22 protein-coding genes are annotated in these 23,472 nt (G+C 43.5%); 11 read left to right on the top strand and 11 right to left on the bottom strand.

Going from position 1 to position 23,472, the window contains the following annotated elements:
- Positions 1-2 precede the first annotated feature (2 nt).
- Complete coding sequence (locus tag OPS28_RS02030; RefSeq protein WP_265607761.1) at positions 3-2,015, top strand: acetyl/propionyl/methylcrotonyl-CoA carboxylase subunit alpha; 2,013 nt, start codon at positions 3-5, stop codon at positions 2,013-2,015.
- Complete coding sequence (locus tag OPS28_RS02035; RefSeq protein WP_265607763.1) at positions 2,008-2,910, top strand: hydroxymethylglutaryl-CoA lyase; 903 nt, start codon at positions 2,008-2,010, stop codon at positions 2,908-2,910. The genes OPS28_RS02030 and OPS28_RS02035 overlap by 8 nt, the downstream gene beginning before the upstream one ends.
- 60 nt (positions 2,911-2,970) lie before the next feature.
- Here the strand turns inward: OPS28_RS02035 and OPS28_RS02040 are convergent, their stop codons facing one another.
- Together OPS28_RS02040 and OPS28_RS02045 are read right to left on the bottom strand one after the other, a co-directional pair.
- Complete coding sequence (locus OPS28_RS02040) at positions 2,971-3,507, bottom strand: SRPBCC family protein (RefSeq protein ID WP_265607764.1); 537 nt, start codon at positions 3,505-3,507, stop codon at positions 2,971-2,973.
- A 46-nt stretch (positions 3,508-3,553) separates the two neighbouring features.
- Positions 3,554-4,507 carry a nucleoside hydrolase gene (locus tag OPS28_RS02045; RefSeq protein ID WP_265607765.1) on the bottom strand — a complete coding sequence of 318 codons (954 nt, stop codon included), beginning with the start codon at positions 4,505-4,507 and terminating at the stop codon, positions 3,554-3,556.
- A gap of 139 nt (positions 4,508-4,646) precedes the next feature.
- Here OPS28_RS02045 and glgC point away from each other — a divergent pair, with 139 nt between their 5' ends.
- A complete protein-coding gene (gene glgC / locus OPS28_RS02050; protein WP_265607767.1) occupies positions 4,647-5,924 on the top strand; it encodes a glucose-1-phosphate adenylyltransferase in 1,278 nt (425 codons plus the stop codon).
- A gap of 32 nt (positions 5,925-5,956) precedes the next feature.
- On the opposite strand, the gene OPS28_RS02055 is transcribed toward glgC, so the two are convergent.
- A complete protein-coding gene (locus OPS28_RS02055) occupies positions 5,957-6,781 on the bottom strand; it encodes an alpha/beta fold hydrolase (RefSeq protein ID WP_265607768.1) in 825 nt (274 codons plus the stop codon).
- Between the two features lie 87 nt (positions 6,782-6,868).
- On the opposite strand from OPS28_RS02055, the gene OPS28_RS02060 reads away from it, so the two are divergent.
- Positions 6,869-7,687, top strand: a complete 819-nt coding sequence (locus OPS28_RS02060; RefSeq protein ID WP_265607769.1) for a thioesterase family protein — start codon at positions 6,869-6,871, stop codon at positions 7,685-7,687.
- Between the two features lie 11 nt (positions 7,688-7,698).
- Here OPS28_RS02060 and OPS28_RS02065 read toward each other — a convergent pair whose 3' ends face one another.
- Positions 7,699-8,544 (bottom strand): HDOD domain-containing protein, encoded by an 846-nt coding sequence (locus OPS28_RS02065; protein ID WP_265607770.1) that lies wholly within the window; start codon positions 8,542-8,544, stop codon positions 7,699-7,701.
- 204 nt (positions 8,545-8,748) lie between these two features.
- Entirely contained in the window at positions 8,749-8,931 is a 183-nt protein-coding gene (locus tag OPS28_RS02070; RefSeq protein ID WP_265607772.1) for a ketopantoate reductase family protein, read from the bottom strand.
- Positions 8,932-9,327: 396 nt separating this feature from the next.
- Here OPS28_RS02070 and OPS28_RS02075 point away from each other — a divergent pair, with 396 nt between their 5' ends.
- On the top strand, positions 9,328-10,635 hold the full coding sequence (locus OPS28_RS02075) for a glycosyltransferase (protein ID WP_265607773.1): 1,308 nt from the start codon (positions 9,328-9,330) through the stop codon (positions 10,633-10,635).
- 21 nt (positions 10,636-10,656) lie between these two features.
- On the opposite strand, the gene OPS28_RS02080 is transcribed toward OPS28_RS02075, so the two are convergent.
- Positions 10,657-11,064 (bottom strand): SufE family protein, encoded by a 408-nt coding sequence (locus OPS28_RS02080; RefSeq protein WP_265607774.1) that lies wholly within the window; start codon positions 11,062-11,064, stop codon positions 10,657-10,659.
- A 9-nt stretch (positions 11,065-11,073) separates the two neighbouring features.
- Positions 11,074-11,475 (bottom strand): DUF2750 domain-containing protein, encoded by a 402-nt coding sequence (locus OPS28_RS02085; RefSeq protein ID WP_265607775.1) that lies wholly within the window; start codon positions 11,473-11,475, stop codon positions 11,074-11,076.
- A gap of 195 nt (positions 11,476-11,670) precedes the next feature.
- Between OPS28_RS02085 and OPS28_RS02090 the strand changes: the two genes are divergently transcribed.
- Complete coding sequence (locus OPS28_RS02090) at positions 11,671-12,522, top strand: hypothetical protein (protein WP_265607776.1); 852 nt, start codon at positions 11,671-11,673, stop codon at positions 12,520-12,522.
- 3 nt (positions 12,523-12,525) lie between these two features.
- Positions 12,526-12,987, top strand: a complete 462-nt coding sequence (locus OPS28_RS02095; protein ID WP_265607777.1) for a hypothetical protein — start codon at positions 12,526-12,528, stop codon at positions 12,985-12,987.
- Positions 12,988-13,535: 548 nt separating this feature from the next.
- Here OPS28_RS02095 and OPS28_RS02100 read toward each other — a convergent pair.
- Positions 13,536-15,896 (bottom strand): two-component system response regulator, encoded by a 2,361-nt coding sequence (locus OPS28_RS02100; RefSeq protein ID WP_265607859.1) that lies wholly within the window; start codon positions 15,894-15,896, stop codon positions 13,536-13,538.
- Positions 15,897-15,905: 9 nt separating this feature from the next.
- Positions 15,906-18,473 carry an HWE histidine kinase domain-containing protein gene (locus OPS28_RS02105; RefSeq protein ID WP_265607778.1) on the bottom strand — a complete coding sequence of 856 codons (2,568 nt, stop codon included), beginning with the start codon at positions 18,471-18,473 and terminating at the stop codon, positions 15,906-15,908.
- A gap of 79 nt (positions 18,474-18,552) precedes the next feature.
- Between OPS28_RS02105 and OPS28_RS02110 the strand changes: the two genes are divergently transcribed.
- The 3 genes from OPS28_RS02110 (at position 18,553) to OPS28_RS02120 (ending at position 20,707) form a co-directional block, all read left to right on the top strand.
- The gene (locus OPS28_RS02110; protein WP_265607779.1) at positions 18,553-19,173 is read left to right on the top strand and encodes a biliverdin-producing heme oxygenase; all 621 of its coding nucleotides are present in this window, start codon (positions 18,553-18,555) and stop codon (positions 19,171-19,173) included.
- A 66-nt stretch (positions 19,174-19,239) separates the two neighbouring features.
- The gene (gene xthA, locus OPS28_RS02115; protein ID WP_265607781.1) at positions 19,240-20,049 is read left to right on the top strand and encodes an exodeoxyribonuclease III; all 810 of its coding nucleotides are present in this window, start codon (positions 19,240-19,242) and stop codon (positions 20,047-20,049) included.
- Between the two features lie 13 nt (positions 20,050-20,062).
- Positions 20,063-20,707, top strand: a complete 645-nt coding sequence (locus OPS28_RS02120) for an energy-coupling factor ABC transporter permease (RefSeq protein ID WP_265607782.1) — start codon at positions 20,063-20,065, stop codon at positions 20,705-20,707.
- Between the two features lie 51 nt (positions 20,708-20,758).
- Here OPS28_RS02120 and OPS28_RS02125 read toward each other — a convergent pair whose 3' ends face one another.
- Positions 20,759-21,322, bottom strand: coding sequence for a phosphoribosyltransferase (locus OPS28_RS02125; protein ID WP_265607783.1), 564 nt, complete (start codon positions 21,320-21,322; stop codon positions 20,759-20,761).
- A 134-nt stretch (positions 21,323-21,456) separates the two neighbouring features.
- Positions 21,457-22,662, bottom strand: coding sequence for a lipoprotein-releasing ABC transporter permease subunit (locus OPS28_RS02130; RefSeq protein ID WP_265607784.1), 1,206 nt, complete (start codon positions 22,660-22,662; stop codon positions 21,457-21,459).
- Positions 22,663-22,828: 166 nt separating this feature from the next.
- Between OPS28_RS02130 and OPS28_RS02135 the strand changes: the two genes are divergently transcribed.
- Positions 22,829-23,425: a PilZ domain-containing protein gene (locus tag OPS28_RS02135; RefSeq protein WP_265607785.1), complete on the top strand. Its 597-nt coding sequence runs from the start codon at positions 22,829-22,831 to the stop codon at positions 23,423-23,425.
- Positions 23,426-23,472 lie beyond the last annotated feature (47 nt).

Below are 23,472 nucleotides of genomic sequence, written 5' to 3' on the forward strand. Positions count from 1 at the left end.
ACATGATAAAGAAAATTCTTATTGCAAACCGCGGTGAAATTGCCTGCCGAGTGATTAAATCTGCTCGTAAAATGGGTATCGCTACTGTCGCAGTCTACTCTGATGCCGATGCGAATGCCCTGCATGTACATAAAGCTGACGAATCTATAAATATTGGCGCTGCCCCGTCTAAAGAAAGTTATCTGGTCGCAGATCGAATTATTGAAGCAGCAAAAAAGCTGAATGTCGATGCTATCCATCCCGGTTATGGCTTTCTTTCAGAGAACGCAGCCTTCGCGGAGAAATGTAAGCAGAATGATATTATTTTTATCGGCCCGCCTACCTCGGCTATAGAAGCGATGGGATCTAAGTCTGCGGCAAAACATATCATGGAAAAAGCCGGCGTACCTTTAGTTCCTGGCTATCATGGTGACGATCAGAGCGAGAGTCTGCTAAAAAAATCCGCTGACGATATGGGTTATCCTGTATTGTTAAAAGCTGCGGCCGGGGGTGGCGGCAAAGGTATGCGTCTGGTCAGCTCCGAAACTGAATTTAAGGAGGCGCTGGCAGCAGCGAAACGTGAAGCCAATGCCAGTTTTGGCGACGATACTATGCTGGTAGAAAAGTATCTAACCCAGCCACGTCACGTTGAAATTCAGGTGTTTTGTGATCAGCACGGAAATGGTGTTTACCTGTTTGAACGTGATTGCTCTGTGCAGCGACGTCATCAAAAGGTAATTGAAGAAGCACCAGCACCTGGTTTATCTGACGATACTCGAAAACAAATGGGCGAGGCTGCGCTAAAAGCGGCGCAGGCTATCGATTATGTGGGTGCCGGTACAGTAGAGTTTCTTTATGATAAGGACGGTAGCTTCTATTTCATGGAAATGAATACCCGTCTCCAGGTAGAACATCCAGTAACCGAATTTATTACTGGCGAAGACTTAGTTGAATGGCAAATCAAAGTTGCACAGGGCCAACCGCTCCCTAAAACGCAAAACGAGTTGACTATACGCGGTCACGCGTTTGAAGCGCGTATTTACGCAGAAGATCCTGACAACGACTTTTTGCCTTCCACAGGTCGCCTAACGCTATTACACCCCCCCCAAGAAAACAAACATGTACGTGTAGATACGGGTGTGCTTGAAGGTGACGAGGTTTCAGTCTACTACGACCCTATGATCGCAAAATTAGTGGTATGGGACGAAGACCGTGACAAGGCGTTACAACGACTGCTCAAAGCCTTACGTGAATACTACATTGACGGCGTGACCACCAACATAGAATTTTTATATAACGTAGCGGCAAGTAAGCCGTTTGGTGAGCAAGATTTGGTGACGACCTTTATTGAAAAGAATAAGCACGTTCTATTTGCCGATGAAGTCGAACCAGATGTTGAAAAGCTGCCGATGATGGCTGCATTATTGTTGCTTGTAGAACAGCAACAAACGATGAAATTCGCCAGCGACCCTACTTCACCCTGGTCTTTACCTACTTCTTGGCGTGCCAATGAGCAGCACGAACAAATATTAAAATTGCACTATGCTGGGAAAGATTTCGAGCTGAACGTGCGGGTACTGAATGACGGCCAAACAGGAGTCACTACTAATACTTGGCAAGTCAGTTATCAGTCTAATCAGTGGATGATTTCCGGCCAGCTATCCGAGCATAGTTTGCAGGTGAATTTAGATGGTCATCGTCAACGCTTTACCTGGTCAGAAAAGAACAATCAGTTTGTAATATTTGCAGCGGATGAAGCCTATCACTTTACCCATTACCTACCTGACTTAGGTGTAGAAGATGATGTTGATAGCGGGCAGGGTTTTAATGCCCCGATGAATGGAACCGTGGTAGAGCTGTTAGTAGAGCCTGATAATGTTGTTGAGAAAGGGACCACACTAATGGTTATGGAAGCCATGAAGATGGAGCACAGTATCAAAGCGCCAGCGAGAGGCAAAGTGACTTCATTTTTCTTTAAAGCAGGTGAGTTAGTCGATGGTGGCGCGCCCCTGTTGGAGTTTGAAGAAGATGAATAAACATCACTACCCTACCCAGGTCAGCATTGTTGAAGTTGGCCCCAGGGATGGTTTGCAAAATGAAAAATCTCATGTCTCAACTCTCGATAAGGTGGAATTGGTACACAACCTTGCCAATGCAGGACTAAAGCGTATTGAATCAGGTAGCTTTGTGTCACCTAAATGGGTACCACAGATGTCTGATTCACCCGATGTATTTGGGCGTATCAAACGCCAACAGCAGGTCGTTTATTCAGCGCTGACGCCAAACATGAGAGGTTTCGAGGCGGCGATGGAAGCCGGTGTTGACGAAGTGGCTGTATTTGGTGCGGCGTCAGAAAGTTTTTCTCAGCGGAATATTAATTGTTCAATTGATGAAAGCCTTAAGCGATTCGAACCTGTAATAGACGCAGCCCAAAAGTCAGGCATTAGAGTGCGCGGCTATGTTTCATGCGTTCTCGGCTGCCCCTATGAAGGTGAGATTGCTCCACAGGCAGTAGCTAGCGTAAGCAAGCAGCTACTCGATATGGGATGCTATGAAATTTCTCTTGGCGACACTATCGGCACCGGAACACCTGTTAAGACAGCATTAATGCTTGATGACGTAATTCGACATGTTCCTGTTAGTCGGCTGGCTGCTCATTTCCATGACACCTATGGTCAGGCACTGGCGAATTTAACTATTGCTTTGCAATACGGCGTAGCGACTATTGACAGCGCAGTCGCAGGATTAGGCGGTTGTCCTTATGCCAGAGGAGCAAGTGGAAACGTTGCAACGGAAGACGTGGTTTATATGTTAAATGGTATGGGTATAAAAACCGGAATCGATTTAAATAAACTATTACACGCGGCTCGCAGAATCAGCAGCGTGATTCAGCGCTCCCCCTCTTCAAAAGTATTTAATGCTTTAGGGTAAAAAAATAGCGCCTGACTATTCAAGGCGCTATTTTTCATTTTTATATTTATTTTTCAGCGTTTAGCTTTGGTTCTCTGAGACGGTCTTTAAGTTCTCTAACCCTTTCTCAAAGTCTGGTCCTATCATGTCATCCATCATCAGCACAAAATAGCGTTCAACTGGATTATTGCCTACTTCTCCTTTGTCGACCCACGTGACGCGGGTTTCCCCATCACCGATAGGTTCTAGTTCAAATTGGCCGGTGGAGCCCATCTCAAATTCAGGAAAATATAAGCTATAAACCATTCTTTTATTATGTTCTAGCTCGGTAATTTCCATTTGACCGCTCCCCTCACTTTCACTTATCCATTCAGAGCGCATTCCGATAGCGCGATCCGGCCCTTTGTATGTGACTTCCATTGCTGGATCCCGTTTGAACCATACACCCCATTTAGGCCAAGCCTTGAGATCGACAACATTCGCGTAAATAGTTTGAGGTGACGCGTTAATAACTATGCTGCGTTTTACTTCATACTCTTTGGGTAACGTAAAACCCACTGCCACTGCAATAATGAGTATTGCCGCAACCGCCACCAGAATTTTCTTTAACGCTGACATGTTTTTCTCCATGTGGTTGTTACTTAAATTACTTTATAACACTTTATTAACATTTGTTAGTGAAAAATGTCTCAAAATTTCGGTTGAATTGACGTATGACATACTGACGTACCTGTTCTGCGTTGATACTCTGTACCCATTCAATTCGGCTTCCCGCACTGCTTTCTGCACAGGAAATCGTTCCTGCACGCGGCGAGGTTAACTCGACTGAAACGTGTGTAGATGTGGTCTGCCAACACGATTCGGATACCCCCAGCAAAGCAGTGGCCAAAATATCCCACATAAAATAAGTAAACTCATAAGTAGGGATTGCGGTAGTGGTTGCGGCCCAGAATTGTCCAGCTAAATCAGCTAACTCCGTTTTCACATTCGATAGTTCAAATAAAAACTGTCGATCAATAGGAAGGGAATTAGTGGCGTCTAAGGGGACCAAACACAGGTTAACGCCCGATTCTATTAGCACTTTCGTTGCCTGAGGGTCCCAATACGCATTCCATTCCTGAGAACCATCGCTGTCGTGCATAGCAACATTCCCTTTTACGCGGATTGCCCCACCCATCCAGATAACTTGTCCTATATTATTCTTATACTCTGAATGACCTTCAATTACATATGCAAGGTTGGTTGCTGGCCCTGTCATCAATACGGTGACTTGCTCACACGCGTTTTGCAAATATTTTGCTACCCAAACATGTGCCGGCTCATCCACTACATTGGCCCGCGCTTCCTTCGTTCGCAACATTACCGGCAATGCATGGCAAAACTTAGGTTGTGCTCGCCAATCTGCCGGAAAGGGGTTTAGCCCCGCAAGATTACCTAGGGCTACCGGAATGGACTCATTATTAGTGAGGCTGAGAATTTTTAGCGTAGAGGTCAGCGCATCTTCTGGATAACAGTCTGCTGGCGTAATGGTGATACCCACTACTTCGATGTGTTCCATGGTTAACAGTAATAGCAGTGAAAGTAAGTCATCAATGCCACCATCGTGATCAAAAATCACTTTTCGCCTTTTTACGCTATCTTTATGCTGCATAGGGAGTTAACTGGCTTATTTTAAGTTAGTGTGTAAGATAAATACGTTACCATGAATTATATCTCGGCACAGCGGTACCGTGTCATATTACCAGGAGCACCGCCATATGGTTGATAAAAGTTCACGTTACATCAGTAATTTAACCCGCGACACCTATGCTTTGATATTGGCAGGTGGCAAGGGCTCTCGTTTACATGAGCTTACCAATTGGCGCGCAAAACCAGCCCTCTACTTTGGCGGTAAATTTCGCATTATTGATTTTCCCTTATCAAACTGTGTTAATTCAGGCATCCGTCGAATTGGAGTGGTGACACAATACAAATCTCACTCTCTTATTCGACATCTGGTTCGCGGCTGGGGACACTTTAAAAAAGAGTTAGGTGAATCGGTCGAGATTTTACCTGCCTCCCAGCGATTTTCTGAAAGCTGGTATGAAGGCACAGCGGATGCTGTATTCCAGAATATTGATATTATCCGCGACGAATTGCCTAAGTATGTAATGATTTTATCCGGGGACCATATCTACCGTATGGATTACGGCCACATGTTAGCGCATCATGTCGAAAATAATGCAAAAATGACGGTATCGTGTATGGCGGTGCCCCTTGAGGAGGCTGCGGGGGCGTTTGGCGTGATGTCAGTTGATGAGCATTACCGTATCCTTGGTTTTGAGGAGAAACCAACCCAGCCAGTACCGTTACCCCATGATCCCACACATTGTTTGGCATCAATGGGTAACTACGTGTTTGACACCGAATTTTTATTCGAGCAACTTCGCCGTGATGCACAAAACTTAGGCTCTGAACGCGACTTCGGTAAAGACATCATTCCGGCCATTATTAAAGATCATAATGTATTTGCGTTTCCATTTGAGAAATCGGCGGGCGGCGATGTATATTGGCGAGACGTGGGGACCATTGACTCTTTCTGGCAGGCTAACATGGAGATGGTAGCCCCAGTTCCTCAACTAAACCTGTATGACCAAAAGTGGCCTATCTGGACATATCAAGAGCAACTCCCTCCAGCAAAATTTGTTTGGGAAGATCCCGGCCGCCGAGGAGAAGCCATCAACTCTGTCGTATCGGGGGGATGTATTATCTCAGGCTCAACGTTACGTCGAAGTCTGGTATTTTCAAATGTTCGAGTCCACTCATACGGACTTATTGAAGAAGCCGTCTTATTGCCAGATGTTGAAATTATGCGGCATTGTAAACTGAAAAAGGTAGTTATTGACCGCGGATGTGTTGTCCCCGAGGGAACAGTAATTGGATATAACCATGAAGAGGACCGCGCCAGAGGGTTTCGAGTATCGGACAAAGGCGTAGTTCTGGTTACCAGAGAAATGCTAGGTCAGCCGGTCGGTGGCCTCAATCCTGAAGCGTAAATCAACACTTATGTATGCTCAGCACGTATGCATTACTGCGAGCTTTCTTGATACCACTGAGTCAAGATTGCTTCGATTAGTTTTGCCGTGTGTTCGGGGTATTCCAACGGAAACATGTGTCCCCCCCGTGTGATGATATGTTTCAGCGCGTTTTGTTTAACAAACACATCCCGCATGGCTGGCATACATACGGTCGATGACTCTCCCGTTACCAGCAAAGATGGACATTGAAGTTTGCCCGCATAATAATTTAAATTATCGGCAACGTTACGAAAAATTGAAGCCTCGACCTCATGGCTAAAGGTAAGTCGAATAGCGTCTTGTTCTGCATTCGTAGCACTTCTCACATAGTCTTCTATACACCGCCTATCCATATTCGAAAAGAGTGTTTTAGCCGAAAAGTAGTCTACCATGTCCGTTGAATGGGGCCAGCTTATGTTGCGCGTTTGTGCTAAGCCTGCTGGGGTAACTTTATCAATCCACGGTGTTTTCTTTAGTAGCTTTATTAAATACCTTCGCCACCCCGTCACTAAGGGGGGATCAAGCATAATCAGGCCGGCCACTTTTTCAGGTGCTAAACATGCAGCCATATAGGAAACCACTGCACCGAACGAATGCCCTACTAAAAATGTTTTATTGTATGATGCGCTGTTTTCATCAATCTGTTCCAATACTTCCTTTACAATAAATGGCCAATTGTTAGTAACCGGCAAATGTGGCTCGTGCCCATACTTTTCTTTACCTGAAATGCAAATATTGTCTGACACAGCATCAACTAAAGCACGGTAGCTTCCAAACGGAAAACCATTCGCATGAACGAATTGGACAGGAATCAGCTTGTCAGAGTGTGAGGTCATCGTTAATTAAATCCAATTATAAGGTATTGGCGCACGTGTTTATTTTAGTTATGATGCACCTTAACCCAACTCATCTGACCAGATCAAATGTTTGTAGACGAATTACTGACTTTACCAGAGCCGATAAAGCTCTCCACAACTCACAGCGAGTTCACCGAGTTAACTATTCCGAAAAACTGGGCGCAAGGCCGCACCGCATTTGGTGGAATTTCCGCAGCCATGGTTTATACAGCGATTAAACGAATCGTTAATGACGATAGCAGTTTGTTACGTTCTTTTACCACAAACTTTATTGGTCCATTGGCGCTAGATACCGCATTCACTATAAAAGTTACCAAACTACGAGAAGGTAAGAGTGTGTCGCAGTACACGGGTGAGGTTATCCAAAATGGACAGGTGAGCGTGTTTTCCCAGGCCTGTTTTGGTCTAGCCCGAAAATCTAAAATTGCGGTGGAAAATAAGCAAGAGCATTCCATGCCAGCGCCTGACAGAGCTAAATTTATCCCGCAGATACCTAAAGTTACGCCAAAATTCATTCAGCACTTCGATTTATCCATCGACAAAGGCGGAATACCTTTCACTGGAAAGAAATCAGCGCTATACGAAGGATTTATGCGTTTTGCCAAGCCCCCAAAACAGATTAATGACGCTCATGTTATCGCCATGATTGACGCTTGGCCTCCCACCCTGTTGCAGATGCTACGATGGCCTGCGCCTGCAAGTACAGTCAGCTGGAATGTTGAGTTTATACATCCGCATCGCCATGTAAGCGGTGAAGACTGGTTTGCATATAAGGCTGAGACACGTCAAGCTGCTGATGGTTATGGGCATGTTGAAGCAACAATCTGGGACAAGCATAATCAGGTAGTAGCCCTAAGTCGGCAGACCGTTGCAGTGTTCGATTAAATCAGACAAAATTAGTAGAGCATAAACGCGCTGGGATTAAACAGGGAAATAACGCTTAAACACTGTAAATTAGTTATATCCAGCGCGTCCTCAAGATCATCTATTTCCAATGCCAACGATTCATGCAAATGTGGTTCTAAATTGCTGTAACTGGGATAAATTTCAGGGTTTACATTATCCAGTGCTAACACGTAACTTAGCTGTAATATGCGCTCGTCTTCCAGCGCCCTTTCATTAAAGACCTGGTGAATCTCGTTTACCGGGCGATAAATCGATTCTGGAATACCCCATTGTTTTACTAACTCTGCTGATAATTCAGCATAAGTAAAATCTAAAATAGCGTGTTGGAGTTCTGCCGGACTCACTCGTTCATTAAAAGCCTGACATCGTTCAGCCTGTTTCGGATGCGACTCCGAAATGACAAGTTCCCCAATATTGTGAAGTAAACCTGCAACAAAAAGTCTTTCTGGTTCTTTTATACCCCGTTGCTCAGCTATAAATTTAGCCAATAAGCCACACGACACGCTCTGTTCCCAAAATTTGTCCAAATCTATAACTGAACCGTCAACTTCGCTAAATGCATGAGTGACCCCATATGCCAATGCAAGATCATACGCAGCGCGTGTACCTATGACTTGCAGCGCTTTGCTAATCGTTTCAATTTTATTAGGAAAACGATAAAGGGCGCTGTTTGAAACTTTAAGAATTTGCGCAGCCAAAGCGGGATCGAAAGAGATAATGTCAGCTATATCATCGATTGTCGCTGAGTTGTCGTCGAGACACTCTTTCAAACGGGTTACCGCATCGGGTAAAACATAAATGTCTTTAGCGTTTACGGCAATATCTTGTACGCTCATTGAATAGCAACTCCGAAAGCAATCCTGCCACTTAGTGGATCGCGTATTTCAGTTCCGTTGATAATTGAGGTTATCCTGACTATTACGTATAGGCCATTAACCTAGCCAGTTGCAACTATTTTACTGAGTTTTTTATAATTAATCTTCTATTGATCAATTTCCAGAACTATCTTTTTTTATTTTCGATATTAGTTTTTCTAATAGTTAACCAGCTGCCACCTCCTTATAAGCTGCTGGATTGGTATACTCTATCTCGAGAAAATTTATTTCATCTACTAAAAATAAGTTAACCTGACATGAGATATTGTGCTGCAATCCTGCGTTGAGTACCGCATAATTTAGATAGTCGATTTCAGATGGTTTGTCTGCCTTCAAATCCCACCACATAGATGCTTTACATTTTCATCAATTGTCAGCATTTGTGTTGCTAACTACATTAAACGGAACACGGTCTTTAATAACCACGTAGGATGGAAATGTGGTTTAACAAACTTGTGGGAACCTATACCGTTCTGTCATCAGATAAACACGGATGGCTTATGTACTATCTTTTCAGATCTTCAATTCAGGATTTTGTCGCAGTACATTTGCCCGCTAACCACATCACATTCGCTTTTTAATTCGGTCCAGGGATAGAAAGGGTGATTTTCGCACAATTGCCGACATAGTCAGTAAGAATGAGGGCTTCTTGTAATCTCCTTATCCACTGCCCGCGAGACACAAACCTATCTTTACGCAATGGTTTGCCAATGCCGCCCCGATAAATGCAGCGCCGAAAACTCCATGCAACACGCTGCTACTCCTTACGGCGATCTTTGGTACAATTCTGACCCAGAAGATGATTGTGCGGAAGTGTTAATGAAAAAGCGGGCGTTAATAGTGGGATTTGTCTGGCCTGAGCCTAATTCCTCTGCGGCAGGTCAAAATATGATGGGCATAATTAATGCGCTAAAACAACAACAGTGGGAAGTAAACTTTGTTAGCGCTGCCGCAGATAGTCTGCACAAAGCGGATATAACCTCGTTAGGAGTCTGCCTGGATACTATCTCGTTGAACGATTCCAGCTTTGATGACTACGTAAAGAAAGTTGACCCAACGCTGGTTATTTTTGATCGTTTTATGACTGAAGAACAGTTCTCCTGGCGGGTAAAACATGTATGCCCCCGTGCGATGCGTGTTATTAATACAGAAGATTTGCATAGTCTGCGCCATACGCGGCATCAGGCGATTAAAAGCAATACGCCAGTGCCGCACACGAGCGATATTACAAGTGACATTACCCAACGTGAAATAGCTGCCATATTACGAAGTGACTTAACCTTAATCATTTCTGAGCATGAGTATTCAATACTGACCACCCACTTTGGCATTCCAGAACAGCAATTAATGTATCTTCCTTTGCTTGACACCGAGTTTAATTGTGAGACCCCCTCATTTTCACAGCGTCATGGCTTTGCCTGGGTAGGCAATTTCAGACACGCGCCTAACTGGGATGCTACCTTACAGTTAAAGCAACACATATGGCCTAAAATTAAAGCAAGCATACCGGACGCTACCTTATCTGTAATGGGAGCCTATCCCCCGAAAAAAGCGACGCAATTAGAAGATGTAAAAACGGGTTTTCTTGTAAAAGGATGGGTAGAGAATATTGCCGAAGTGTTACCGCTCCATCGTGTGATGTTGGCCCCTATAAGGTTCGGTGCAGGAATAAAAGGCAAACTACTTGCGGCAATGCATGCACAAATGCCGAGCGTTACCTCATCAATTGGAGCTGAAGGCATAGCCCCGAAAGCCAAATGGCCCGGCGCTGTTTCTGATAACTGGCAGGAATTTGCTGAGCAGGCTATTGAGCTTTATTTAAATGAATCTTTGTGGGTCTCGCAACAGGCAAAAATTGAATCTGTATTATCGCCCAAATTTGCCTCTGCCGAGAATAAACGTAGATTCCTCACGCAAATAGCACAATTATTGGAGGAGCTGGACGAACACAGAGCCACACTCCCTTTACAGTTTGTGTTGTGGCACAAAACACTGCGCAGCACTCAATACATGTCGCAATGGATCGAAGAAAAAAATAAGTCAAAAACGTAGACTATCGTAATGTGCTTAAGTTCATCTTTCGGCAAGCAATTTAATACGCTGAATAACCTTTCGCAAACCATTACCTCTGGATTGGCTTAGAAAACGTGACAACGCTAGTTTTTCACAAAATTCATCAAAATTGAATGCCACTACTGCTTCAGGCGTTAACTGATTTGTTTGTTCCAAAATGATCGCCAGCACGCCTCTGATTACCTTACTAGGTGAATACGCCATATAAAGTATTGTAGGTTCGGTATCTTTACAATCCAGCCATACATCGCTGTCACAACCCTTTACCAGGGTATCATTGACTCTCAAGTGAGTATCCAGCGTGGGTAACTGTTTAGACGCTAAAACTAACATTCGCATTTTATTATCCCAGCCACGTGCGTTCAACAAACGTAAAGCAAGAGGCTGAAATTCGGTTGAGTTCATCATGGTTAATGCTTACTCTACACCATCGAGTAAATGCGATTTGAGCTCATTAGCGGTCAGCAGCATCTCAGCCTCATGTTCAGCGGTTGGAAAGACTGCTACGCTTGTATTATTTTTTTCCAGACCTGGTAGCCAAGTTACTAGGAACTCATCCAGTGAAATGGGCTGGGGCATAGCATCAGTTTTCGCTGAACGATGCCAACATTGAACCAGTTGTTTATGGGGCCACACGGGTAGGCAACTACCTTCCAGCATTTCCATCATAACGTAGCCGTTATTTCCGACCAGTGCCCATATTTCCCCCGCTTTTGCGACATAAGTTAAAAATAACTCTAGTCGTTCCTCAGCAGATAAGGCGGCGGCCTGAGTAATTATATTGTCAGGTAAAGAATGAGTGACAGTATGAGGAAACACTTACGAACTCCGATAATTAAGACGCTTAAATTATAAGTGCTTAAACATAGAATAACTACTTTAATCCCTTGCTACCACGCCAAAATTAAATTCTACTAAAGCAGGTGGATAAATTTTTACCGCTCATCCGGTTGTAATTTTGTTTCCACGCAAAGCGTGCTAATCTCTATTCAGTATTAGACGTAGCCTTTACCAATGGACTCAGAATTTTACATTGTGTCACGTAAGCAGGATGTTCGGCTTGCGCTTACTCAAGAACAGTTTAAAGAGCTTAAACGCGCTCGAAAAAGACTATCTTCTGCTTATGCGATATCGCATAAGCATCGTTTAGTACTATCCAATTACAAACTGATTCTTGAAGCCATGCGTTCTTTAGGCGAACAATATGCGCGACAAGATGATATTAAAGCGATTGAAGACGGTAAAGCGCGTTTAAATGCGAATATTAATAACTATGTGCTAAGCGCACGAATTTTCACCAGCCAATTAAAACGTCACGTACAAACCTGCGTTCCACAGGATCGGGAATTAGTTAATGTGCTCTCAAGAAAAATGGAAAGTGAGTACAAACGCTCGTTCGCATTTCGTTTCATCGATTCACTTTATGACTACGTAGCTCACTATGGGTTGAGTATCCACACTATAAAAATGAAAACTGAAATGAAACAAAATGATGCAGGCCTATTTGAAAGGCTATATTACATCAATGCCTTTATTGAAAAAGATTACATTGGCGGACCTGCTGAATTCAGAGCATCGGTTTTTGATGAAGTAAGCGGAACGCTGGACCTTATTAAAATGCTCACTACCTTTAATCAGAGCCTGAAACGGTTACATGACCAAGCGATGGAGTTGATCCAGGACGTTTTTGTCAAAGCGAATGAGCTAGTTAACGAGTTTATAGGCGTGTTTGTTAGCGAATACGGAAATGAACATGCAAACTTATTTGTTGTTCATGGTACTCGCATGTCCAGCGATAAAGTATATGATACATTTCCTATCTCAATGTATGTAAACAATCATAATTTTGGCAGAGAATACGTTTAGCAAATGCAACTACATAATGTCAAAACACAGTTTTTATTACCCGCCCGATTCAACAGTCGTGACACCGTTAGCATAAATTACCGACGTTTCATGTTGTATCTTCGAGATGATATTGCAGCAGCTATTGAAGGTGACATTGTGGAAGTAAGGTTTTTATGGAATGACGAGGCTATAGCGCAAAATCATTCAGTGCGTTTGAATTCATTTCCAGGCCAAACATTAAGCATGCTTGAATTGATCGAAGATCGTATTGAGCAATTGCCTTGCACTGTAGTTGTTTGCGAAACGTCGAAATCTGCGTGCAGTGTGGCTATCGTTACCCCTACCCCCCAGCTCATTCACAAAATGATCAATGAGATGATTTGTCCTAATAAATTCACACTGCCAGTAATATACGACCATAACTGTTCGGCACAAACGTTCATCACGCAACGTCTAAGCAGCATCGAAACCGAAGATATTTAACCCTTTATAAAGTCGATGACAGACTGAAAGGTATGTATTTTTCTCATCTCAAAAGACGCCAAGTCGATCTACAGAAAGTAGTCAACCTTACTATTACACCGATGAGCGACTAATGGTGTGGATTGCTAACCTGGGGAAATAGTGAAAAGTGAAAAGTGAAACAATGCTCGACGACTTATATTGGTTAGATTGATAATGGGAAATAGGTAATAAGTACACGTTACATTTTTGATGACACGGAATAACGATACCTTAAACGATAGACAGCCCCGGCAATATCAAACTATCAGTACTTAAGGAAAGCGTTTGTTGAGACAACCTAGAATATTACCCCTCGCTAGGTCTGTGCTTCTACATTGAGCTAAAGTGGCTGCAAGAGTGGTATTCCGATTCCTATCGCTTAAGGTTATGCTTGCCTGAACTGAAGCAAAAAAGACAGGCATTTACTGCGCATTACGTTGCCTTGAAAAACCTTGGCACTTCACTCCAAAGCAACTTCTTAAGCTATATCCCTCTTGCCCTGTGGCACTTACGCATAAAGGCGAATCTCAATCTTGCTGAATAAATGAGATAACGTCCGTCAATGTTAAAGGCTCTGAAAAATGAAAACCTTGCATATAGTGGCAGCCTGCATGGCGAGCAAAATCGGCTTGTTGTTGTGTTTCAATTCCTTCCAATAAAATTGATTTATCTAACCGACGACATAACTGAATAATACTTTCTGCGATAATATTTTTTTGGCTGGACTTATCTTCTCCGGGAGCAAGAGACTTATCCAGTTTAATGATAGACGTATAAGATTCGCCCAGCTCGGAAACCGAAGCGTATCCCGCCCCGAAATCGTCCAAGGCAATGGTGAAACCTGATTTAGCAAGTTTTCGCAGTACTTTACGCGTGCCAATGTCGTGCATTGCAGACTCTGTGACTTCCAATACCAACGCTTCAGGCTTGACGTCGAAATCGTCCAGATACTCTAAAAACTGGCTCACCATTAATTTTGAATTTAGCTGCAAGATCGATACATTCACATGGAACTTTATATCCCCTAAACCAGCATCCCTCAATGTCACGCTGGCTATACATACCTCTTTGAGCATCTTCAGACCCAATGCATTTATCAGCCCTGTCTCTTCAGCTATGGGAATAAAACTTTCGGGATGAATATCGCCTATATCCTGACTGCGCCATCGACACAATGCTTCTAAAGCCACCACACGGTTTTCTGTATCCACAATGGGCTGAAAGCGTGCATGTAAATCTTTGTTCTCTATAGCGTTAAATAGCCCTTGTTCCACATACAGGCGGTATTCAATCGCATCGTTTTGTTCACCTGAAAAAAAGACTACCTGGTTTTTTCCTTTGCGCTTTGCCTCGTACATAGCAATATCTGCATGCTTTAGAAGGTTTTCTGGCTCCTGGGTACCTTCCATTTCGGCAATACCGATGCTCGCGCTGGTTTTTAACTCGGTATCACTTACCTCAATAGGCTCTGCGAAGACGTCCAGCAATCGCTTACCCAATTGCGCTAAATCTCCTTCTTCCTGCACTAAAATAACGAATTCGTCACCCCCATGGCGAATAAACGTATCTTCATTGCGGATCACGGCGCGTATTCGGGACGCACACTGGGACAACAGTTCATCGCCGACGTTGTGCCCGTAAGTATCATTTACCAGTTTAAAGCCATCTAAATCAATAAACACAAGCGCGCGAATAGAATGCGCATAGGTCGCTTCGTTCAGAATGAGTTTAAGATAATTTCGGTTTCCGGCGCCCGTTAACTGGTCGGTGAAAGCCAGCGACTCTAGTTTTCGTTCCGCTTTGCTCAAATCGGTAATATCAGAAAATGTAGCAACATAACGTATTTCTTCATGTTGCTGCTCCAACTCAGATAAGGTGACAAATGCTGGAAATTCAACGCCATCCGCGGTTAACAAGATCGTCTTTCTACGCACTATCTGCGATGTGTTAAGCGCATCTTTTAAGTCGGATGCATGTAAGCCAAACTGAAAGATATCGCGATGACTTAAACGACTAATATCAATTCGCAGTAACGTCGAAAGCGCTTTGTTACAGTCTATGATATTGAATTGCTGGTCAAGCAACGCCACACCTTCAACCAATTGATCGAGAATAATATTGGACAGTCTTAATTGCTTAATCTGCCGTTGTTTGTCAGTAACATCGATCACTGCACCGATGATTACATCACCATTATGAAAATCTACCTCACTAAAAACGATATCTAAGTATTTACGACCTGATTCATCCCCTTCCAACACAATGGTTTTGCGTAAACTTGCGCGTTTTTCGAGGGTAAGAATGATTTCGCCTCGTTCATGCTCCGGGAAAAGCGCTAAGAATGCTTCACGTGACATCTGGGTGCCGGCGCCAAACCGATTCTGCAGGCTCTGCGCGCCATCAAATGAAAAGGTCTTACCTTTGCCATCTAACTCTACCACGCCGAACTGCGCTGCTTCAGCTGCTACTTTAAACCGTTTTTCAGAGCTAACCACTTTTTGCTCAAGAGCAAAGCGATGTAATGCAGTTTCGCATGTCACTTTGATAGTTTTGGTGTCAAACGGCTTGACAATATATCCGTATGGGGACGCTTTCAACGCGCGATTAACAGTGGCATCATCGGAGTAAGACGTCGTAAAAATAATAGGAATGGCAAACTGTGAAGTGATTTTTTCCGCTGTTTCAACTCCATCTGACCCGTCAGCCAGGTGGATATCCATTAGAATAAGCTCAGGCAATTCTGCTCTTGTCATTTCAATGGCCTGATCTTCAGAGCGGGCTAAGCCAACTACGTCAGCGCCCAGTTTTGATAGTTCCCGTGCCAGATATGTCGCAGCAATTGTGGTATCTTCAACAATTAATACCCGACGTTTTTCAATTAACTTCATTACCACAGTTTAGTTATTCTCCTGAAACAGTGAATGTAATATTAGTTTCAACTCATTTTCTGATACGGGTTTGGTCAGAATAGGAACAGAATCACATTCTTTAGGTAGCTGTAATTGGTCACCGTATCCGCTCATAATTACGCACGGTATGTTGTCGGCAGCTACCCTCTTAATAAGGCCTAATGTTGTCTCCTTGCCAAGGTGAATATCAAATACTACAAAACCGAACTTTTCTTCTTGGTATCTCTTCGTCGCGTTTTTAATATTGCCCACAACCGACACGTGTTTGATACCCATGCTTTTCAGCTTTTTCTGTATCTCCATGGCAATCACTAAACTATCTTCAACCACGAGGGCATTGTCGGGTAGGACCGATGCCTGTAGTTCGGTTGCGTGATCCATCAACGGTGAACTTCGACGACTGGCTTCAACTTCCGTTATAAACCGTTTCGGAAAAGTAAAGCGCGCTTTCAGTCCCTGAGGAGAAAATTCAACATCTGCCTTCCCTTGTAGCTCGTGGGGGATTACAGACTGTATCAAGGTCATTCCAAAGCCTTCCTGTGTGGGAGGGGCGACCGGTGGCCCTCCCACTTCTTGCCATTCAATAGCCAAGTCATTGTCTTGGGTGATATACCATTCTATCTCTACCCTACCGTGTCGAGAGCGAGAAAGCGCCCCGTATTTGGCAGCATTGGTAAAAAGTTCATGCATAATCAACACGACCGGTGTAGCCGCTTCTGGATGTAACTTAATTTTCGGGCCGTTGCGCTTTATACGCGTATCTGCATTCATATACTCCTGAATTTCTGTTTCGAGTAATTCGTCTAGTGAAATTTCGGTCCATTCAGATGCAGTTAACTGGTTATGAGCTGACGCAAGCGCTGATAGCCTGCCGGTAAGAACATTTACGAAGTCTTCGGTACTTCTTTCGCTATGATCTGTTTGTAAGATAATTGCATTAACGAGGTTTAAAATATTTCTTACCCGATGATTCAGTTCTGAAATTAAGATTTCATGTTTTCGACCCGCCTGTTGCAGGATGGTATCCCGTTCCTGAACGTGACGCAGCATCACTTCAAGCAGAGTAATGCGTAATGATTCACCCACTATTTCGTCATTTTCTGTCCATTCATGACAACAATTTTCATGCGTTTCCTGCCAAAGTTCAAAGCTACCGCGAGGGAGGAGCCTAGCCCCATTTGGTCCTATTGCCACCGCCTTTTGCGGATTACCGGCCCAATTAATCGTATTGGTTTGGGCCTCACGCAAAAATAGCAGATAATCACGCGGCGCTCGTGAGACCGGAATGGCAAGCAATCCTGCAATTTTGTGGACACTGCTTTTATAATTTGGAATAACAGCGACAAGTGAATTGATCGCGATGATCTGGCTCGGTGGCTGACCGATGAGATAACGAATTACTTTTCGTAATTCGCCTTCTGGCAAAGCCCTACCTGTACAACTTACCTGCCCCTCAACAATCACTGAAATTCCGTCGTTCTCAATAAGTTCATTGAGCGTCCGAAACTGCTTAGTAATGATATCAATCAAAGCCCCATCTGATGATATCGTCGACATGATTTTGTTATGCACCTTTCTGACACGAAGACTCTCGGATTCGCTGTCTTTCGCAAGCCGCGAAGATAGCTCCAGAGCGAAGACTTCAGCGAACAATTCAAGCTCAGTGCGTTCGAAGTAAGAAGGCACTTTGGGTGAATAATGGTGGCAGGCAATTAAGCCCCACAACTTCCCATTAACTACAATTGAAACAGATAACGATGCCACTACCCCCATATTTTGTAGGTACTCAATATGAATCGGAGATACCGCACGTAAGGTGGAAAATGACAAATCTATGGTTTCCCCTCCCGGTCCACACGCGGGAAGTATCGGGTAGACGTCTGAATTTACATTCCCAATGACTCGCAATAAGTTCTTTAAATAAAGCGCTCTTGCTTGTTTAGGTATATCTGAAGCTGGAAAACGAAGTCCAAGGAATGCTTCAAGTTTATGTGATTTTGCTTCAGAAATGACCTCACCCGAGCCGTCAGGTAGGAATTTATAGATCATAACTCGGTCGAATGACGTAATGAGCCGCAATTGCTCCGCCACAGTTTCGAATAATGCGTTCGTATCGGCTACACGATAAAATTGGCTGAGTAAAGAGCGAACAAACTCACTTGCTGGTTCACGCTCTTCATTGACGAGTTCAAATTCGATAATAATTAATTGACCGTTATGATGTATCGATACATCAACTTCGGCTTTGGTGATCTCAATGAATTGATTAAATAGCCGCTCGTTACGCCCAGTTATCATTGATGATTGCAAACCAGAACGGATATGATGGAGGGTGTCTTTGTCGAGCCAGTTTTTAATAGGCTCACCAATGAGGGAGTCTGGAGAGGCACCAAAATACTCTAGCGTATTTTGCGAACAATAAGCGACTATCCAGTCAGAACGCAATGCGACTAAACAGCCGTGGCTTTGAATATTACCAATAAGATGAATGGGTTCACGATCACAATTGGATAAATCGACCTTTTCGGGGTACGCTGGTAGTTCAGGTGAGGTCATGAAACATACATTTATGATTGTAAATATGAATGTATTCGTAGATTACCTTCTTTATTTAGGATTAGATCAATAATTTAGTATGATTGACGTGTCATTTTTCCAACAATTGAAAAGCAAAACTTCCAATTGTCACAATCACTTAGAGAAGACTTTTCCCTTCTCCACGTTGATGCAACCCAAGCGGTTTGACGAAAACAGCTATTATCAAGTACTAGCGACAATGGCGGCGTTCCATCAATGCATGAGGTTGTTCGCTCCCAGTAAATTAAACACAAAGTTAAGTAGCTTATTGAGTTGTGAATCCACGCTTGAGGCTGTCATGCAGGACTTAAACTCACTACAGCCGGCTTCTACTCTCGCCCCTTCGCGTCCTTTAAAAATAGCGTCAACGGACATTCACTCGCTTTTAGCGTTTGCCTACGTGTGGGCTGGCTCCAGTATGGGGGCACAAATTCTTATTAGGTGGCTGCGAAAAAGTGAATCGTCGTTACCGATGCGGTATTATCAAACAATGGCAGCACAATCGGCAAATTGGCTGCAGGTCAAAGTACTTATCAGTGAACAACTGAGACTAACTGATATCCAACCTGATTTAATTATTGCCCATGCGATTAATTGGTTCGAAGGGATCATCGCTTACGCTCGAACTGTCTCGACACCCAAAAATTTAAAAAGACTAGAGTATGCACAGCCCCTTTGATCGGGCCGATTATCTGGTAGTATGCGTCACTCTTTGAATGAACTCTTTATTAGTAAGTAAAAATAGATGAAAGTTATCTCGTTTAATATTAATGGTATTCGTGCCCGTCTGCATCAGTTAAAAGCCCTAATTGAGAAGCATCAGCCAGACGTTATCGGATTGCAAGAAATTAAGGTCCATAATGACCAGTTTCCACTGGAAGCTGTAAAAGAATTGGGATATCACGTTTTTTATCACGGCCAGAAGAGTCATTATGGCGTCGCTATGCTGACGAAAGAAAAGCCAGAAAACGTAGTAATGGGCTTCCCTACTGACGAAGAGGACGCGCAGCGTCGTATGATTATGGTCACTATCAAAGGGGCATCTGGTAAACCCATTACGATTTTAAATGGTTATTTTCCGCAAGGTGAAAACCGTGACCACGAAACCAAATTCCCAGCTAAGCGAAAGTTTTATCAGGATTTGATGACGTACCTCAATACTTCTCATCAACCGGACGAAAATATCATTGTGATGGGCGATGTAAATATCTCTCATACTGACAAAGATATCGGTATAGGTGAAGATAACAAAAAACGATGGTTACGTACCGGCAAGTGTAGCTTTTTACCAGAGGAACGCGAATGGCTGAATACCGTTTTTAATTGGGGGTTCAAAGACAGCTTCCGTGATCTTCATCCCCATACAGAAGATAAATTCAGCTGGTTTGATTACCGCTCTAAAGGTTTCAACGACAATCGCGGTCTCCGTATCGATCTTATATTAAGTACTTTGTCAGTGCATGAGACGTTGGAGGATGCGGGCATCGACTATGATTTAAGAGGGATTGAAAAGCCTTCCGATCACGCCCCTATCTGGGCCGAATACAACCTATAACAGAGTACTTTTTTTGACTATTCTGCAAATTGTTTGTCTGGTCGCTTTCCTGTTGGTAAACGGCCTGATAATTAAAAATATTTCATTCGAGCAGTTTCGTGCCGATAGCCGCCGGCAGCATATCGTATTTGGGGCTGCCGCTTCGGTGTTCGCGCTGTGGCTATTCAGAGCGGGTATTTACCCTGGCTTGGATGTACATTTTCTCTGGCTACCAGCGTTGGCGCTAATCTTGGGTTTCCGCTTTGCTATTTTAGCCGGCACCCTCGCCCTGGTAGGCACGACCATAATCGGACATGATGACTGGTCAATGTTGGGTGTCAATGGGTTATTAGGCATTGTGGCCCCCATAGCCCTTACCTATGTTATTTTTATGATATCGTTTCATCGCATACCGCGAAACCTGTTCGTTTACATATTCGTATGTGCGTTTTTCCCTGGTGCGGCAATGATTGCTCTTAAAATGGGATTGCTAGGAGGGTATTATTTTATTGATAGTATTTATGCGTGGGACGTAATAAAGGATAACTATTTAATTCTAATTCCATTGCTCCTCTTCCCTGAGGGGATGCTTAATGGAATGACTATAACGCTCTTAACAATTTATAAACCTGAGTGGGTTTACACTTTCCATGATAAGTTCTACCTTGATAACAAGTAACAAGTAACAAGTAACAAGTAACAAGTAACAAGTAACAAGTAACAATTAAAGTTACTTTTTAAATAAGATATCCATAACACTGCTTAATTCGGTTTTACCTTCACGAATTTCTTCTTCACTCAATCCGGTAATTTCGTGAGGGAATACCAACCATTCCTCACTACTGTTAATGTAATAATTTGGCTCGATATCGGTTTTATTGTTAGCAGGTTTATACCAAGGGCAAGCGATACGAATATCTTGAGGGACGTTTAACCGCATCAATTTTTTAATTTGCTTAATCAACGCATCTACGCTGCGTCCTGAATCGAATACATCATCAACAATTAACAGAGAATCACCGGCATTGGCGTTTTCAACTAGATAATGTAGACCGTGTACGCGAATTTCTTTTGATTGCTGGTTGATCCCATAATAAGACGACGTACGCACTGCGATATGATCAGTAGGCGTATTGCGAAACTCAAAAAATTCCTGCACAGCAATACCTATAGGGGCACCGCCACGCCAGATGCCGATAATAAAATCGGGGCGAAAGCCATCGTCATACACTTTTGCAGCTAGACGAAAACTATCCTCTAATAACGACTGGGAGGTTATAAAATGCTTTTTCATACTGACTTCTGCGCGATTGTTAAAAGATCGGGAGTATAGTGAATTCGCGCCTGTTTTGCACGGGCAAAACGCAATGTATAACAATTCACTATGATGTCTGCACGCACGCCAGTGCGAATGGTATTGACGACACGCTACTCGTTTTGCAATGCGCTGGCAGGTTGAACTGACATTGCCTTAAATGCAGGATATAAGCTGGCCACCACACACAGCAGGAGTGAAAATAACATCACCAGCCCAATCTGCATCCAGCGTAAATCAATCGGGATCCCCTGCCCATTATCAGCGAACGCGATTGGAACATTCATCAGCACCAGGAGCGAATTCAGCTGAGTGGAAGCGAGAATTCCTAACAGGCCACCAATTAAAGCCCCCTTCATACCGTTAAAGACACCATTAAGAATGAATATGCGCATGATTTGGTTTCTTGCCATGCCTTGCGTACGCAAGATCGCTATATCGCCCTGCTTTTCTGTTACCACCATCACCAAAGACGACACTATATTGAAAGCTGCCACCGCGATAATAAGTAACAGCATCATAAACATCATATTTTTTTCCATTTTTACCGCATCAAATAAAGGCCCCTGACGACTACGCCAGTTTTCACTCTCTAATTGCATGCTATCTAATGTTTTCACGACGTGTTCGTATTCAAACGCATCTTCTAAAAACAATCGCCTATCCAATGCTGCTGACGGTGCTATTCGCAATAGTTTTTGCAAATCTCTAGCGTGTAAAAAAATTGCTTTATCATCTAACTGGGAGCCTACATCATATATGCCACTCACGGTGACAAGGCGCTGGCCAGGCATGCGGCCAAAAGGGGTATAAATACTGGCCCCTGCCACCAGTAGCCTAAGTCTGTCTCCTATATGAAGATCTAACTGCACCGCTAACGCTCTTCCGATCACCACGTGATAACTACCTGGTGTAAGCTGGTTAAACTGTCCTACAAGCATTTTTGATTGCACAATACTGTGTTGTTGCATTATAAGCGGATCGATGCCCTGAAGTTGCACACCTCGCAAACCACTGCGAGATTGAATAACGCCTTCAGACTCGATAAAGTCCATAACCCGGATGACGCCAGGTAAAGATGACAAATTCGATTGTTCGGAGGCGTCACTCGCTTTTACCACTATGTGAGGTGCAATTCCTAACACGCGGTCTTTTAACTGCCCCTCAAAACCATTCATGACTGACACTACTACGATAAGTGCCATCACCCCAAGGGCAATTCCTGCAACGGAAAAGCGATTGATGAACGCGACAAAACTCTTGTGTTTGCCGGATGTTGAATAGCGTAAGGCGATAAAAGCAGGTAACGAATTTAACATGATATTAGAAGTGATCACTTTCTTAAGTCTGTGCCTATACTGGTATATAAAATGCCGGCTGGTAAAAAAGGCCGCACAGCGCAGTGGCATTGATAGTAAACTCACTATACTACGTGTAAGCTAGCACACTAACAAGTTGAGAAGTGAGAAGTATCAGGTAAAGCAGATGGACAACTTATCTCTGGAACAAAAACAGGCGCAGTTTGATGAATTTTTCATGATTGCCCACCCATTGAAAATTAATATCACTCCGCTAGACGATGACTTCACTTTGCCCGATACTGGCGAACTTGATGATGTCATGCCTTATGCCTTCAGAATTGCAAATGAAATGTCTTCGATTCAGTCTCAGGCCCTCCGACCATTACGCGGATTGAGCGATCACGCTACCGAGCTGGTTGATTATCTCCATCTGCAATCTCGAAAAATTGATTTGATGATGTCCTATATTTTGCAGCAACAGGATGAACCGGATACACGCTTTGAAGCGTTAAAATTCGGTGGTGGGGGCATTGTTGTACATCATCACGACGTCATTCCTGTAGGCACTAAAGCCGAATTAAAGCTGTTTTTAAACGAAGAAGCGGCGGCTATTTTTTGCTATGGTGAAGTTATTACTTGTCAGCAGGCTGAAGATGAATACCATATAGCATTCATCTTTAATCGTATTCGGGAAGAAGATCAGGAATTGTTAGTACGCGCTAGTTTGCATTTGCAAACACAGCAATTGCGGAAACGTTCACAAAAGCGGAACCAATCTTAATTTTTCGCCGACACAATTTCTACTCAAACGATACCACTAACTTATAA

Origin of the sequence: Alteromonas sp. ASW11-130, assembly GCF_026183735.1 — a bacterium.
Classification (GTDB): Bacteria; Pseudomonadota; Gammaproteobacteria; order Enterobacterales; family Alteromonadaceae; genus Alteromonas.